Here is a 14,022-nt window from a genome sequence, read left to right as displayed (position 1 = left end):
CGAGGCCGGGCGGCCCCAGGCGTGGGCGATCTGACAGGTTCGGTCCGAAGACCACGTCCGAAGACCGCACGTCCGAAAACCGTTCATACGACGGCCGTTCTCACGAAGTCCGCGACCGGTTCGGCCCGAAGACCCGAAGACCCGCCACAACGAAGCCCGCACCCGTCCACGTCCTCCCCGACTCCCCCGCGGTTGGATCGTACGACGGTCCGGTACTTCCCCGGCCGACGCGCCCCCGGGCCGGGCCCACGGGCCTCCTCCGGCGTCGACGCGCGCGGACGGAGTCCTGAGCCGTGTCCGGCCAGGGCTCCGGGGTACCCGGGAACAACCTGCCAGAGGACCGCGCGCGGCCCGTCCCCGCTGCGCGGACGCCGCGGCCCCGGTTCCGCGGCTGGACGAAACGCGCGTCCCTCAGGCGGACTCCGCGGCCCCGGCGTTCCGCGGAGATCCAAACGCATCACGGCCCCGGCAGCGGCCCCGCTCCCGGCACTCCTCCGGAGCCACCACCGTGCGGACAGGCCCTGCACGCGCAGAGGACGCTGCCGACCTGTCCGGGGCGGGTGACTCCCGTGCGTGCGGGAGAGCTGTCACATGCCCTTCAGGCCATGAGCCGTGGCCAGCGCCACCACGAGCGAGCCGTCAGCCATGGCTCCGGCGGCCCGTGCCTGCTCGACGGCCACCACGGCGGCTGCGCTGCTCGGTTCGAGGGGCAGTCCCGAGCGCCACACGCGGCGGGTCCCCGCGGTCGCGGCGGCGTCGTCCACCACCTCGGCCCGCCCGGCCGAGAGCCGTACGGCCTCCAGCGCCTGCAGGGCCACGCTGTTGCCCGCGAGTGAGGGCATGACCGACGTGCCGCCCGGGAACGAGCCGTGCGGATCCGCGCCGCCCAACACGGCCGAGACCCGCGGGAACGGCTCCACCAGGCACAGGCGCGGCACCGGCCCGCTCCCGCACAGCTCGCGGAAGCCGAGGTACACGCCCCACGCCAGATCCCCGCGGGAGGCGGGGACGACGACCCAGTCGGGCAGACGGCCGTCGAGGTCGGCCCGGATCTCCGCGGCGAGCATCTTGTAGCCCTCGATCCCGAAGGGGCTGCTGCCGACCGGCGGCACCACCACGTTGGTCACCGGCAGCACCGTCCGTGAGTCCAGGTGACCGGCGAGGTGCCGCCAGCGCTGTTCCGCCTCCGGGAAGACGACGACCTCGGCACCGAGGTCGCGCATCAGCCCGACGACGTGTCCGGGCGTGTCGTCCGTGACCGCGATCTCGCAGCCCAGTCCTGCCCGGGCGCAGTACGCGGCCAGCGAGACGCCCGCGTTGCCGGAGGAGGCCGCGGCCACCACCTCGTACCCGGCGTGCAGCGCCCGCGCGACGGCGAGGGCGCTGAACCGGTCCTTGTGCGATCCCGTGGGGTTGGCGCCCTCCCACTTCAGCCGCAGATCGAGGTCACCGGCCGAGTCGAACCGCAGCAGCGGCGTTCCGCCCTCTCCGAGGGTGGGCGCCCCGGCGTAGGGCAGGCGGACGCCGTCGGTGGCGTCCGGTTCCCCGTACACGCAGGCCAGGTTGGCCGGCGTACCGTACATCAGACAGGACGGGCAGCCTCGCGGATGGTCGTCCACCGGCTGATGGTCGCCACAGCGGATGCACCGCAGCGAGCGCAGGGCGGGGTGGCGGGTGACGGTCCGGGCGGTCGGCGCTCCCATCGTCAGCCGATCACCGTCAGACGGCGTTCCAGGGTGGTCAGCAGCCGGTTTCCCCCTGCGGTCACCACGAACGGGTCCTCGATCTGTACCGCGCCGAGCCCGAACTCGTAGTACGGCGTCTCGAAGTTGACCACGGTCCCCTCCTCCAGACGGTCGTCGTTGTCGGGGGTGATGAGGACAGGGTCGTAGATCTCCACCCCGATGCCGTGCCCGACGTGGTGCCGACGGTAGTGCGGCACCCCCGCCTCACGCACCGCCTCCACGGCCAGGTCGAACAGCTCCTTCCCTGTCATGCCGGGGCGGGCCTCGGCCAGTGCCCGGTCCTCCCCGGCGACCATGGCCGCGTGGTACCGGGCGAGCCGGTCGGACGGCTCGCCGAGGCTGTAGAGGCGCGCGATGTCGGACCAGTAGCCGTCGAGGACGCACCCCACGTCGAGCCAGAGCGAGTCGCCGCGCCGCAGCGGCTCCCGGGATACCGCCTGGCCCGCGACCCCGCCCCGGCCGAAGTGGATCAGGGTGAACTTGGGTCGCGCCCCGGCGGCCACGACGGTCGTCTCGAACTCGCGCACGAGCTCCCGCTGGGTCACCCCGGGCCGTGCCGCGGCCGTGACCGCCCGGATGCCCTGCTCGGTGAGAGTGGCCACGGCTTCCAGCCGGCGAATCTCCTCGGGCGTCTTGACCTTGCGGGTCCAGCGCAACACCTCGGCCCCGAGCCGTACGTCTGCTCCGGGCGCCGCCTCGCGCAGCTCGTCGAGGTAACCGTGCGGCACCCCCTCCTCGTCGACGGCGATCCGGGCACGCTCCAGCCCGGCCGCCCGCAGGGTGTGCACGAGGCCGTCGAGGGCGGTGGCGGGCGCCGGCCCGTCGACGGCGATCCGCCACAGCGTCTCCTCGTCGTCGCTGAGTACGGCGTCCTCGCCCTTCTCGCGGTAGAAGGTGCCGTATCCGACCGCCGACGCCACCGGCGGCAGGACGTCCTGCACCTGGTCGGCGTCGCAGCAGGAGGTGACCAGCCGGACCTGTTCGGGCCGGTCGCGGGTGAGAACGGCGTAGAACTGCCCGGAGTGCGGGAAGACCTCCAGGGCGACGCTGGGGACACCGGTGAGGTAGTAGACGTTCTCGTACGTGGTGGCGACCACGGCGTCCAGGCCGAGTTCGTCCATCCGCGCGGTCAGTCGTTCCAGATTGGCCGGCATCTCTGCTCCCTCCGGGCCGTTCACCATGTCGGTGCGGGAAAGTCGTCGGCTCCTGCCCGGGGCTCGGGCACGGCCGGGCTGACCGGGTCGCGGGCGGCTTCGATCAGCGCGTCGAGGGAGGTCAGTCCGGCCTCCTCGATGGTCTGCAGCAGCCCGCGCGACCACAGCCAGTCGTCGTCGAAGGTCTCGCCGAGGTAGTTGGCGCCGTCGTCGGCCGCCACCACGATGATGCGGCTGCCGGGGTGGTGGTGGGCGTGGTGCAGCGCGCCGAACACGGCGAGCCCGGCGGACTCCCCCACCAGGACGCCCTCGGTGCGGGCCAGCAGCCGGCAGGTGGCCAGCCCTTCGTGGTCGGCGACCATGTGGACCCGGTCGATGACCTCCCGGTCCAGGCAGCCGGGGTGCCAGCCGAGGCCGATGCCCCGGGTGGCCCAGGTGCCGTGCGGATAGCCGAAGGTCGCGGAGCCGATCACATCGACGCCGACGGTGACGACCTCGGGCCGGGCGCGTTTGACGGTGGCGGAGATGCCGCTGATGTGCCCGCCGGTGCCGACCACGGTGACCAGGGTGTCGAAGTCGGGGTCGTCCGCGAGCAGTTCGTGCCCGGTGGTCTCGGCGTGGGCGAGCGGGTTGGCGGGGTTGTTGTACTGATCGGGCCAGAAGGAGCCGGGGATCTCGGCGAGCAGTTCCTTGACCCGCTGGATCCGGGCGCCCTGCAGGGAACCCTGGGCATCGGGTTTGTCGACGACCTCGATCTCGGCGCCGAGGGCGGTGGCGTAACTGAGCATCGAGCGGGGCGCCTTGCGGTCGGTCACCAGGACGATCCGGTAGCCGCGGACCACCCCGATCAGCGCCAGCGCCTTGCCGACGTTGCCGGAGGTGGACTCGATGATGGTGCCGCCGGGCGGCAGCAGTCCGTCGTGTTCGGCGTGGTCGACCATCGACAGGGTCGAGCGGTCCTTGATGCTGCGGCCGGGGTTCCAGCCCTCCAGCTTGATCAGGATCTCCGAGCCCGCCACCGACCAGCGCCGCAGCCGGACCACCGGAGTGTGTCCGATGGTGTCGAGGAGGCTGTCTCTGATCACGGTTGGACCTCGCAGAGTTCGGTGTCCGTCACGGGTGTCCTCCGGTCGGCGGGTGGTGGGGCCCGGTCACAGGACGAGCTGCACCCGGTAGTGGTCCAGCCACAGGTTGAGCTGGAGGATGAGCTCGACGCTCGCGCGCGCCAACCGGTCCTTGGCCAACCGGTCCGGCTGGCCGACGAGTTCGGTGGCCGCCGCCAGGTCGGTCAGAGGCCGGGCGGGGGCCTCGGTGTCGGCGAGCATCGCCTTGAACTCCTCCTGCAGTCGCGCCGGGTAACCCGGGTCGTGACTGATCGGGGTGGCGCTGCGGGGCCTGCGGACGACCTCCTGCGGCAGCAGGTCGGCGACGGCCTCGCGCAGCAGGCCCTTCTCGATGCCGCCGTGCCGGTGCATCTCGGCCGGAATGTTGTACGTGTACTGCAGGAGCTCATGGGTGTTGACGGGCGAGCGGACCTGGAGCCCGGTGGCTGAGAAGATCGAGGAGTCGCCGCGGAACTGGGTCAGCACGAGGTAGGCGACCGTGCGCATCTTGCGGGCCCAGTCGTCCTCCTCCGGGAGGTGCTCGACGTCGGCGACGGCGGAGGCGTAGGTGTCCGCGTAGTACGTGGGCAGGTCGAGCCGTGCGAGCAGGTCCTGGTTCACCAGCCCGGTGCCGAAGCCGTTGCGCGCCCCGTGCCGCTGGGCCAGGGCGATCCACGGGAAGGTGCCGGACTCGACGAGCCCGCGGTCGTTGCACCAGGTGGCACCCAGGAAGGCGTTGTCGGCGCCGAGTCCGGTGAAGACCACCTTGTGGCCGTCGGCCGCCACCCGCTGGAGGAAGATCTGCTGCCAGGCGTCCATGTCGTAGATGCGGGTCGGGCAGTCCTTGGCCCGCAGCATCGACAGCCGGACGACGGGGTCGAGAATGTCGGCCGCCTCCAGCTGCACCACATGGTGCCGCGCGTCGACGTGTTCGGCGACCATGCGGGCGTAGGGCGCGTCCTTGCTGGTGCGCATGGCGTCGGAGCGGAATCCGTCGTAGGCGTAGTCGATGGTGTACGCGTGCAGCCGGCCGAGGTCGCGGCGGCGCAGTTCGGCGGCGATCAGCGCGGTGACGGAGGACGAGTCGACGCCGCCGGAGAGGGTGACGGCGGCCAGGTCCGGGCCGAAGGGGGTGGCGGCGCGGGCGCTCTCCTCCAGCATGGCCCGGATGCGGGCCACGGTGGTCTGCAGGTCGTCCTCGTGCGGGCGGGTCTGAAGCTTCCAGTACTGCCTGCGGGTCCAGCCCGAGCGCCCGAACACGGCGATCTCACCGGCCTCCACCTGGGAGAAGCCGGAGAACAGGGGGCCGGTGGGCACAGCGTGGCAGATCACCTCTCGCAGTCCGGCCGTGTGCACGGCCGGCTGCACCTCGGGGTGGGCCAGCAGGGCCTTGCGCTCCGAACCGAAGACCACGCCGGTGGGGGTCTCGGTGAAGAAGAGCGTCTGCCCGCCGAGCTGGTCTCTGGCCAGGACCAGCTCCTCGGTGCGGCCGTCCCAGACTGCGAGGGCGAAGGCCCCGCTCAGCCACGGCACGAAGTCACTGCCCCACCGCAGGTACGCCTGGCTGAGCAGTTCCGCCGCGGGGGCGTCCGGTGACACCGGCCGTCCGGCACCGCGCAGCCGTTCGCGCAGCGCGGTGAGGCCCCCGGGGGCGCCGGTGAGGCACAGCACGACGTCGTTGCCGTCCGCCTCGGTCACGACGGGCTGGCGTCCATCCCCGGGTTCCACCACCAGCGCGCGGTGCCCGAAGGCGGCCCTGGGCGACGTCCACACCCTCTCGCCGTCCGGTCCGCGATGGGCCAGGGAGCCGGTCATGGTGGTGATCACCGGCCGTTGCAGGGCCAGGTTGCGAGAGAAGTCAATCCAGCCGACCAGACCTGACATGTCATCGCCCTCCGACGTCCGTCCACGGGTGCGCACACTGCCCTTGCCGGTGCCGACGGGGGCCGGCACCGGATCGGCCTCTCACGCTTCCGGCGAGGTCTCGAGGTCGGATCGTGGGCCGCTGAAGCGCCCGGTGCCGGATCCGGCGGCCATGACCACGTTGCTTCCCTACATGTAGACTGTCTATATTTCGTAGCGGGGCGGCCGATCAGGACGGGCGCCGGCACGGCGCCTCGACCACGCTCCAGAAAGGGGAACAGACGCATGGCGATCAAGGAGACGACCCTGAGTGATCTGCGCGAACTGCCATGGGCGACGATCATCGCGCTGGGCGCCTTCTCACTCCTGCGCCCGATCCTGAGCATCGTCGGGGCGTACGACGACGGACCCCTCAAGAAACCGGTGGGGCCGCTGATCCTCACCGCGCTGATCATCGTCGTGTGGATCGGCACCGCCGTGGTGCGCCGCTTCCCCCGCCCGGTCGAGTCGCTGGCGTTCGTCGGCGTGGCCTACGGCGTCCTGGCCCTCCTGCTGAACCTCTCACTCCAGCCGTTCCTGGACGACGCCGAGGTGCCCCCCGTACCCGGCATGATCGGCATCCTGGTCTTCAACGCCGCGCAGGGCGCGGTCTGCGGCCTGATCGCCCTGGCCCTGCTGCGTTGGCGGTCCCGCTCCGGCAGGGCGTGACACCAGCCCCTCCGCAGCGCCTCGCGGAAGCCGCTTGCACCGGCACCGCACCTCACGACAGCCGCCGTCCGGTCCCCTGTTGACCGGACGGCGGCTGTCGGCGTCGTACGGGCGGGGTCGTTCTTCCGCCCTGGGGCACGTGGCCTTCTCCGGGGCCGCTGCGGGGCCCTGCCTTGTCGCGGCGGGCCGAGAAGCCGATGCGCCTGTCGGTCAGTAGCCGACGGTGAAGCGCTGCCGGCGGTGGCTGGGCTGCTCGATTTCGTCGAGGAGGGCGACCGCGTAGTCCTCCACGGTGATGGTGCTGTTGCCGTCGTCGTCGGTGATGAGGTCGTCCAGGGCGGTGCGGTAGCTGCCGGTGCGGGTGCCGGGCTCGATCATGGCCGCGGGGCTGATGTTGGTCCAGTCGACGTCGGTGACGGTCCGGTAGTAGTCGAGGGCGTCGCCGTGGGCGTGCATGATCTGCAGCAGGAAGTCGGGCAGCCCCGGGGCGTCCCACACCTGCTTGCCGTCGGGGGTGCGCAGGGAGCCGGCGCCGCCGACGGTGATCAGCCGGGGTGCCTGCCCGCCGAGGGTTCGCAGTCCTTCGGTGAGGGCGACAGCTGCAGGCTTGATGGTGGCGATGTGACCGGGGCCGTCACCGCCGCCGACAGCACTGACGACGACGTCGTGGCCCTTCGCTGCGGCCGCGACCAACTGGGCGTCGAGGATGTCGCCGGTGGTGACGTTCAGGTTCGCGTGACGTTCGGTAACCTTGGCGGGGTCGCGGACGACGGCGGTGACGGTGTGGCCGCGGTCGAGAGCCTCGCGGACGATGGCGGAGCCGATGGTGCCGTTGGCGCCGAAGACAGCAATGTTCGTCATGGCAGTGCTTTCCTTTGTGATCTTTTGTGATCTGTCGTGGTGGTTCTGGGCGGTCAGGCAGAGGTGGGGGCCATGTGCCGGTCGAGGGCCTCGGTGAGCTGGAGGGCGCTCGAGAGCGGTCCGCCGAGCCGGTGGGTGCCGGTGGGGGTGTGCAGGAGCAGAGTCGGGTAGGCGTCGACGCCGAGCTGGCGCAGTTCCCGGAAGTCGCCTTCGGCTTCGGTGCGGGTGGCCAGGTCGAGGAAGGCTTCGGCGACGGCGCTGGCATCGAGGCCGTGACCGGCGGCGATGGACCGGTACACGTCGAGGTCGGAGAGGCTGTGGCCGTCGATGTACCAGGCGCGCTGGAGGGCGCTCGCCAGTTCCAGGATGCGTCCGGGAGCCTGGCGGCGCAGCGCGACCAGGCCGGTGGCGGCGTCGGTGGAGTCCATCACCATGGTCCCCTTGGCCAGGGCGTGCTGATAGCCGTCACCGAAGGTGACCCCGGTGGCGGCGGCGATGCGCTGGTTGGCGGCCGGGATGTGCGGGTACGCCGCCACGGGCAGGGCGCGCGGGCCGGAGAAGAGACCCCCGGACAACACCCGCAGATCGATATCGATACGGTCCGCGTTGTCGTCAGCGAACTGCCGCAGCGCCGGGCCCAAGCCGTAGCACCAGCCGCAGTAGGCGTCGAACGCGTACGTCAGACGGATACGGTCTGTCCGACGGATACGGTCTGTCATTCGGGGCCTCCTGTAATTGGTAGAAGTCAGTCATCGATATCGGCCGGGAGCTGCGACGTCCTTGCCGCCGCATATGCTCTCGGCTGACTTCAAACGTAGGAGCCGCGAAAGGTTCCGCCCAGGTACGGTGAGGTCTCGTCGTGGTGAAAAATGGACACGAAGCGATCCCGGAGATCGAGTACGTCCCGCCGGCGGCCGGCGCGGTCGGTGTCGAAGTGATGCCGATCGCCGAACTGCACCGCCGCATGCATCGGCACGGCGGGGCGGAAGGCGCACTGGACGCCGAGGGAGCCGGCCGCGCACAGCGCCCGGACTTCCACCTGCTCCTCACGGTGGAACAGGGGCTGCTGTGGCACATGGTCGACTTCGCCGACTACGCCGTCACCGACAGCACCTGGCTGTGGGTCCGCCCCGGCCAGGTACAGCGCTTCGGCGACCTCAGCACGGCGACCGGCACTGTGGTGCTGTTCCAGCCCGACTTCCTCGACCCCGCCACCGCCACCGACGTCCGCCTCGACGACCCCTTCGGCCCCACCCTGTGGCAGATCACCGGAGAGGACGCCCCCGCCCTGCACCGGGCCCTCGACCACCTCGTCCACGAATACGGCACCACCCGCATGCCGACCCCCACCCGCTCTGCCGTCCTCCAGCGGCTGCTCGCCGTGCTCCTGCTGCGCCTGACCCACTTGACCGCACCCGTGGGCACCCTGCCCGCCGAGCACACGGAAACCTTCCAGCGCTTCCGCGCCGCCGTCGAAACCGACTTCACCCGGGCCCGTGACGTCGGACACTACGCACGCGCCCTCGGATACTCGCCGCGCACCTTGACCCGGGCAGCGCTCGCCGCCGCCGGCGTCGGCGCCAAGGAGTTCATCGACCGTCGTGTCGTGCTGGAGGCCAAACGCCTCCTCGCCCACAGCGACGAACCCGTCGCGAGCATAGGAGCCCGCCTCGGCTTCCTCGACACCAGCAACTTCGTCAAATACTTCATCCAGCGCGCCGGCAGCACACCAGCCACCTTCCGTAGCCGGTACCGCCCGGCCCGGGCCGCCCGCTGAAGCCGCCGGCCAAAGCCGCCAGACGCTTCCTTCACGCCGGCAGAAGCTGTGCCGTGCCGCGAGACGCCGTCCACCAAGGACGAGGCGCGGTGCGCTCTCTGAGCGCGATCACTCACACGTCACTGAGAATCGCCGGCACACCGGACAGGACGAGGACCACCAACTGGTGCCGATCAACTCGTAGAAGTCATGACCCGATCCTGGCGATGCACGGCACTCGGGCCTCTTCTCGTTCTTGCTCCGCCCTCGTACGTTCGGGGCATGAACGACATACTCGCCCTGCCCACGGGGCCACTGGTCGACGCGAGCCTCGCCCTCGTACAGAAGTCGGAGAGCACGCCGATCGCCGACCACAGCATCCGCAGCTTCCTGTTCGCCCGCCTGGTGGCCGAGCAGGAAGGCTGCCTGAACGACGCGGCTTACGACGAGAACCTGCTCTTCGCCGCCTGCGTGATGCACGATCTGGGGCTGGGCACCCTCGCGGCCGGCCAAGCCCGGTTCGAAGTGGAAGGCGCCGATCTGGCGGCATCCGTGCTGACCGAGCACGGCATCGCCGCGGCAGACGTCGACCGGGTGTGGGAAGCGATTGCCCTGCACTCCTCCCTGGGCATTGCCGACCGGCGCGGACTGCTGACCTACCTGACCCACAAAGGTGTCTTCACCGACGCCGGCCACTTCACCGACCTCGACGCCGCGGTGCTCCAGCCGATCTACGCCACATACCCCCGACCCGCCGACGACCGCTTTGTCCAGGACGCGATCGTCGAGCATGCCGCCCGCTCCCAGGCTGCGGCACCGCCATACTCGATCGCAGCCGAGTTGCTGCGCCAGCGACAGGCCGGAGAGTGAATTCTGAGAGGGGGGTCCGGAAAGGTTACGTCCGTTCCGGTGTGAGGGTGAAGAGGCCGGGTTCTGCTCGGTCAGGATCTGGCAGTTGAACGCGGCCTTGGAGCGGCCCTCGACCATGTCCAGCAGCCTGGCTGGGCCGGTGCCGTCGCGGACCGGGGTGAGGTCGATGACCACGGTGACGTACTTGTCGCCACGGCGGGTGTGACGCCACACGCGCTCGTCGACCCCGAGGACCTTGACGCCGTCGAACCGCTTGTCGTCATCGATGAGGACCCGCTTGCCTTCGGCCAGAACGGCGTCGTTGGCGGTGTTCCACGCGCCCCCGAGACCCTCAGCGACACGGGCCACGGTCAGGTGCTGAACCACCATCGCCTCGAGTGCCCACCGCAGGCCGCGGCGCGACAGCTTCGCCCACGGCTCGGCCGCCTTGCTGGTGTCTTGGCGCCACACCCGCCCGCACTCCGCGCACCGGTAGCGACGCGCGACCACCTCCAGCAGGGTCGGCCGCCAACCAAGCGGCTCGTGCGCCAACCGGCGGACCACGGTCACGCGGACTTCCTTCGCAGCCGCACCGTCGGCACCACTGGTCGGGCTCGACGACCCTGCAAGCCAGCACAGCACGGTCGGGTTCGAGGCGCTGGCCGGCGACGACAAGGCCGAGCTCGTCGAGCCGGCAGAACGTGGTCAGGTCAGGGCAAGCGAAGGTAGCGTCAGCATGTCGAGGTCTTCCAGATGGGCAGTGAGAGAACTTCCATCCTCGGGAGACCTCGACTCCTTTCCCGGGACAGCGATGCGCAAACCCAGCCGGAGGTCCGATCTGGTGTCACCGTCCCCAGTGGACTTCTTCGCGTACCCGCTCAGATCGGTCAACGGCGCACCCGATAGCGCAGGTGAAGCACCCGGTTGCCCTGAATCACCACGTCAGGATCCTCCAACAGGTGCTGCGCGTGGACCGACCCGAAGTAGCGCTTGCCGGACCCGAACACGACGGGTACGACGTCCATGCGCACCTCGTCGATCAGGCCCGCGGCAAGCACCTGGCCACCGACCTCGCCAGCGGCGACCTCGACCATGCGGTCACCCGCAAGCTCCTGCGCCTTGGCCACGGCTGCCTCGACGCCGTCGACGAAGTGAAACGGCGCCTCGGGGTTCCAGCCCTCAGGCGCCGGCCGGTGCGTCACGACGACCACGTGGTCGATCCCGCCCGGAGGCTTCCCGTCCCAGCCGTCCGTGATGTCGAAGACGTGGCGGCCGACGAGTGTCGCCCCGATCTGGTCCCAGTACGGCCGGGTGTAGTCGTAGGACGTCTGCGACACCTTCAACTCGCCGCTCTCGTCCAACGGGACGTCACCGCTGGACAACCAGTCGAACAGGGGTCCGGGCTGGTCGTTCTCGTCCGCGACGAACCCGTCCACCGACACCGAGCTGTACATGACCACCTTGCCCACGGGCTCTCCTTTGCTCTAGGGGTGCCCCCAACATTAGAGTTTCGTGAGCTGTCGCTCTTGTAAGAAATCAATCGGTCGGCAGCGGCCAGCTGTCCAGTACGTTGCCGGGATGTTCGCGCAGGAACCGCCGCCGGACTTCGACATATCGTGTCGGCGTGAGCCCGGTGAACTCCCGGAACTCGTGGCCGAAGTGGGCCTGATCGAAGTAGCCCGCGCTACCGGCGAGGTCGGCCCAGTCGATCGGTCCGGCGGGGTCGATCGAGAACACGGTGGCTGCGAAGCGGTAGGTGCGGGCCAACCGCTTCGGCGTGACGCCGATGAGCTCCTTGAATCGCTGTGCCAGATGAGTGCTGCTGACACCGGCTGAAACCCTCAGTTCGTCGATAGCCACCGCCCCGCTGGTCGCAGCGAGGACGCTGCTCGTGTGGCGGACCAGCCCCAGGCCGGCGGTCTCGCACAGCCGTCGCATCAGCTCCTCCTCGAGCAGCGTCAGCATCTCGTGAGGTCCGTCCGCCGTGGCAAGCCGGTCTCTCAGCTCAGCAATGGCAGGCCGGCCCCAAACCTGCTCTATCGTCACCGGCCGGTCACACAGCTCGGCCGCGGGCATCGGCAGGAACGGCGCCAGCCCCCACGGCTTGAAGTGCACGCCGACGGACCGGGTCCGGAGTGGGTAGCCGAACTCCAACGCGCGGGTGGGCATGGTGACCACGCAGCCGTCGGCGTACTCGGCCGTCTCGATGTCGGTGCCGGCGCGGATGCGGAACGGCGCCCCAAGGTTGACGATGAGCAACGCCGCCGGCATCGGCGGCAGCGTCAGCCGGGCGTACGGCGGCGCACCCTCCAGGTAGTAAAGGTCGTCGATCAGCCCGTCCAGCGGCGGTCGCGGCACTCTGGACACGTACTCCACGCCCACAGTATCGCCGACGCCCCGCCTGGCATCGCGCGCCGGGATGGTCCGGCCGCGCTGCCGCCAGCATCGAGCCGGCGCCGATCCCTGACGGGCGCCCGGCAGATTCAGACCCCAACTACATTCCGCTTTGTGAAGAGCCAGGAATCCCGCAGCAGGCGCGTCTGCACATCATGCCGAGCAAAAGGTGGCAGTTGAACGCTCGGCTACGCACCGACAAGCCATGGGACCTTCCTGCTGTTCCCGCGCGTTCAGAGAGCGTTCGTTCTGCACGGGCCGCTACGCGTATCCCATGGCTGGGATAACACCGTCAAGTGTTCGTTCGACGGACTCGCGGGTTCCGCGGTCGAATTGGCCATTGCGATTTTCCAGCCTGTGTGACTGGAACGTCGACCTGGTCGCGAAGTCGTCGACACCGAGCATTTCGAACAGGGCGCGGCGCTGCTCGGGCCAGTTGGCTGCGAGATCCTCGGCCCTCACCTCCACATATCGCTTGCCCGTCAGATCGACCGTGGCCTTCCAGGCGAGCCACCGGTCATAGACCGGTTTGAGCCATGCGAGCGCGCCGTCAACCGTGGGCGGTGCCCATGGCTGGTCGGCATGTGACGCGACCACCGAGACCGGGTGGCGCTTGATGTGGACGATGGTCGCCTCAGGAATGAGCTCCCAGAGGAAGTCCATGCACAGAAGGTTGAACGGTGTCTTCTCGCACCAGGTCGGCTTTCCCGCGTCGGCAGCTGCTCCGCCGAACATCGTGTCGACTGCGCGACGAAGGATCTCGACCAGTTCACGCCGATCGCTGAAGTACCTCGGGACCGCCCGCCGGTAACTCCGAGGCTCGAACGGCCCGGCAGGCCAATCGCCATGCCCGAACCCTGCCGCAGGCACGGACTCGTCGAACGTGATCGCGACAAGCTCCGACCATAGCCATGCCACAGCCTCCCAGTAGTGCCGCTCACCGATGGCCGCGGGAACGGTATAACCACGATCTCTGTCGCGCCTGCCAACCAGTCGCACCGTCAGGATGTCGCTCAGCCTGCGGAGGGCGTCGTCCCCGACGTAAGGGTCGTATCGAATCGTGAGTGCATCCGCCAGGTCTCGCAAGCCACCCGGATCGACAATGAACCGGGTCTCGATCGGAATCCTGTGGATCTGCGGGTGTTCGCCGAGAATGTTCGCGAGCTGCGATGTTCCCGAACGACCCGTACCCGCTACGAAGACCGGCGAGGGGGCAGACATGGCGTTCAGTCAAGTCTCGGCACCGCGCCCGCGCAACGAAAATATCCCGCTCGCCCGATTCCGCTGGCCGGACGCGCTTGCGATGCGCTGATGGGTGCTTGCCGGGCGGTTGCGTCTCGTGTGATCCCCAACCTTACAAACCGTCCTATGAAACTACTCGTCGCCCAGGCCGTCGACTCCGGGCGGTGAGCCAGCCGGAGTCCGCTTCGTAGCCGACGGCCGCGACGTGCCCAGCGAACTCGGAGACGAGGGGCGCCCACCGTTCCCGCAACGTAGCGCCGATGGCCGGGAGTTCCCCGGCCCGCTCGGTCAGCAGCGCGCAACAGCAGACTCTGAACAGGTCCGGTGGCAGGGGTGACCACTGGCTG

Annotated in this window: 12 protein-coding genes and 1 pseudogene; 3 read left to right on the top strand and 10 right to left on the bottom strand. The window is 69.8% G+C overall.

Features of this window, described 5'->3' with window-relative positions; all coding sequences use genetic code 11:
* Window positions 1–587: 587 nt before the first annotated feature.
* The 4 genes from E0500_RS29375 to E0500_RS29360 form a co-directional block, all read right to left on the bottom strand.
* Window positions 588–1,703 (bottom strand): pyridoxal-phosphate dependent enzyme, encoded by a 1,116-nt coding sequence (locus tag E0500_RS29375; RefSeq protein WP_131566745.1) that lies wholly within the window; start codon window positions 1,701–1,703, stop codon window positions 588–590.
* Between the two features lie 2 nt (window positions 1,704–1,705).
* The gene (locus E0500_RS29370; RefSeq protein WP_131566741.1) at window positions 1,706–2,899 is read right to left on the bottom strand and encodes a Xaa-Pro peptidase family protein; all 1,194 of its coding nucleotides are present in this window, start codon (window positions 2,897–2,899) and stop codon (window positions 1,706–1,708) included.
* A gap of 20 nt (window positions 2,900–2,919) precedes the next feature.
* Window positions 2,920–3,984: a PLP-dependent cysteine synthase family protein gene (locus E0500_RS29365; protein WP_131566738.1), complete on the bottom strand. Its 1,065-nt coding sequence runs from the start codon at window positions 3,982–3,984 to the stop codon at window positions 2,920–2,922.
* A 66-nt stretch (window positions 3,985–4,050) separates the two neighbouring features.
* Window positions 4,051–5,886 (bottom strand): asparagine synthetase B, encoded by a 1,836-nt coding sequence (locus tag E0500_RS29360; protein ID WP_131566735.1) that lies wholly within the window; start codon window positions 5,884–5,886, stop codon window positions 4,051–4,053.
* 264 nt (window positions 5,887–6,150) lie between these two features.
* On the opposite strand from E0500_RS29360, the gene E0500_RS29355 reads away from it, so the two are divergent.
* Window positions 6,151–6,573, top strand: coding sequence for a hypothetical protein (locus E0500_RS29355; protein WP_131566732.1), 423 nt, complete (start codon window positions 6,151–6,153; stop codon window positions 6,571–6,573).
* A gap of 210 nt (window positions 6,574–6,783) precedes the next feature.
* Here the strand turns inward: E0500_RS29355 and E0500_RS29350 are convergent, their stop codons facing one another.
* On the bottom strand, window positions 6,784–7,434 hold the full coding sequence (locus E0500_RS29350; RefSeq protein WP_131566729.1) for an NAD(P)-dependent oxidoreductase: 651 nt from the start codon (window positions 7,432–7,434) through the stop codon (window positions 6,784–6,786).
* 53 nt (window positions 7,435–7,487) lie between these two features.
* The gene (locus tag E0500_RS29345) at window positions 7,488–8,153 is read right to left on the bottom strand and encodes a DsbA family protein (protein WP_131566726.1); all 666 of its coding nucleotides are present in this window, start codon (window positions 8,151–8,153) and stop codon (window positions 7,488–7,490) included.
* Window positions 8,154–8,296: 143 nt separating this feature from the next.
* Here E0500_RS29345 and E0500_RS45135 point away from each other — a divergent pair, with 143 nt between their 5' ends.
* Together E0500_RS45135 and E0500_RS29335 are read left to right on the top strand one after the other, a co-directional pair.
* The gene (locus tag E0500_RS45135; protein WP_309505181.1) at window positions 8,297–9,211 is read left to right on the top strand and encodes an AraC family transcriptional regulator; all 915 of its coding nucleotides are present in this window, start codon (window positions 8,297–8,299) and stop codon (window positions 9,209–9,211) included.
* Between the two features lie 261 nt (window positions 9,212–9,472).
* Window positions 9,473–10,060 (top strand): HD domain-containing protein, encoded by a 588-nt coding sequence (locus E0500_RS29335; protein WP_131566723.1) that lies wholly within the window; start codon window positions 9,473–9,475, stop codon window positions 10,058–10,060.
* An 87-nt stretch (window positions 10,061–10,147) separates the two neighbouring features.
* Here the strand turns inward: E0500_RS29335 and E0500_RS29330 are convergent.
* The 4 genes and pseudogenes from E0500_RS29330 to E0500_RS29315 form a co-directional block, all read right to left on the bottom strand.
* A pseudogene (locus E0500_RS29330) lies at window positions 10,148–10,748 on the bottom strand (ISL3 family transposase); the annotation flags it as partial.
* A 178-nt stretch (window positions 10,749–10,926) separates the two neighbouring features.
* The gene (locus tag E0500_RS29325; RefSeq protein ID WP_131566721.1) at window positions 10,927–11,508 is read right to left on the bottom strand and encodes a dihydrofolate reductase family protein; all 582 of its coding nucleotides are present in this window, start codon (window positions 11,506–11,508) and stop codon (window positions 10,927–10,929) included.
* 67 nt (window positions 11,509–11,575) lie between these two features.
* On the bottom strand, window positions 11,576–12,415 hold the full coding sequence (locus E0500_RS29320; RefSeq protein ID WP_309505180.1) for a helix-turn-helix domain-containing protein: 840 nt from the start codon (window positions 12,413–12,415) through the stop codon (window positions 11,576–11,578).
* A 279-nt stretch (window positions 12,416–12,694) separates the two neighbouring features.
* Window positions 12,695–13,654, bottom strand: coding sequence for a sulfotransferase (locus tag E0500_RS29315; protein WP_131566716.1), 960 nt, complete (start codon window positions 13,652–13,654; stop codon window positions 12,695–12,697).
* Window positions 13,655–14,022 lie beyond the last annotated feature (368 nt).

It is taken from the genome of Streptomyces sp. KM273126 (assembly GCF_004337435.2).
Taxonomy (GTDB): Bacteria; Actinomycetota; Actinomycetes; order Streptomycetales; family Streptomycetaceae; genus Streptomyces; species Streptomyces acidicola.
The sequence above is the reverse complement of the archived record's forward strand: the minus strand, read 5'-3'. Positions and strand labels throughout refer to the sequence as shown.

What these genes read in the sequence shown, in the direction of transcription:
- E0500_RS29360 (WP_131566735.1), bottom strand. Translation starts at nt 5,886, where the DNA reads ATGTCAGGTCTGGTCGGCTGGATTGACTTCTCTCGCAACCTGGCCCTG.
- E0500_RS29355 (WP_131566732.1), top strand. Translation starts at nt 6,151, where the DNA reads ATGGCGATCAAGGAGACGACCCTGAGTGATCTGCGCGAACTGCCATGG.
- E0500_RS29375 (WP_131566745.1), bottom strand. Translation starts at nt 1,703, where the DNA reads ATGGGAGCGCCGACCGCCCGGACCGTCACCCGCCACCCCGCCCTGCGC.
- E0500_RS29315 (WP_131566716.1), bottom strand. Translation starts at nt 13,654, where the DNA reads ATGTCTGCCCCCTCGCCGGTCTTCGTAGCGGGTACGGGTCGTTCGGGA.
- E0500_RS29370 (WP_131566741.1), bottom strand. Translation starts at nt 2,899, where the DNA reads ATGCCGGCCAATCTGGAACGACTGACCGCGCGGATGGACGAACTCGGC.
- E0500_RS29350 (WP_131566729.1), bottom strand. Translation starts at nt 7,434, where the DNA reads ATGACGAACATTGCTGTCTTCGGCGCCAACGGCACCATCGGCTCCGCC.
- E0500_RS29335 (WP_131566723.1), top strand. Translation starts at nt 9,473, where the DNA reads ATGAACGACATACTCGCCCTGCCCACGGGGCCACTGGTCGACGCGAGC.
- E0500_RS29345 (WP_131566726.1), bottom strand. Translation starts at nt 8,153, where the DNA reads ATGACAGACCGTATCCGTCGGACAGACCGTATCCGTCTGACGTACGCG.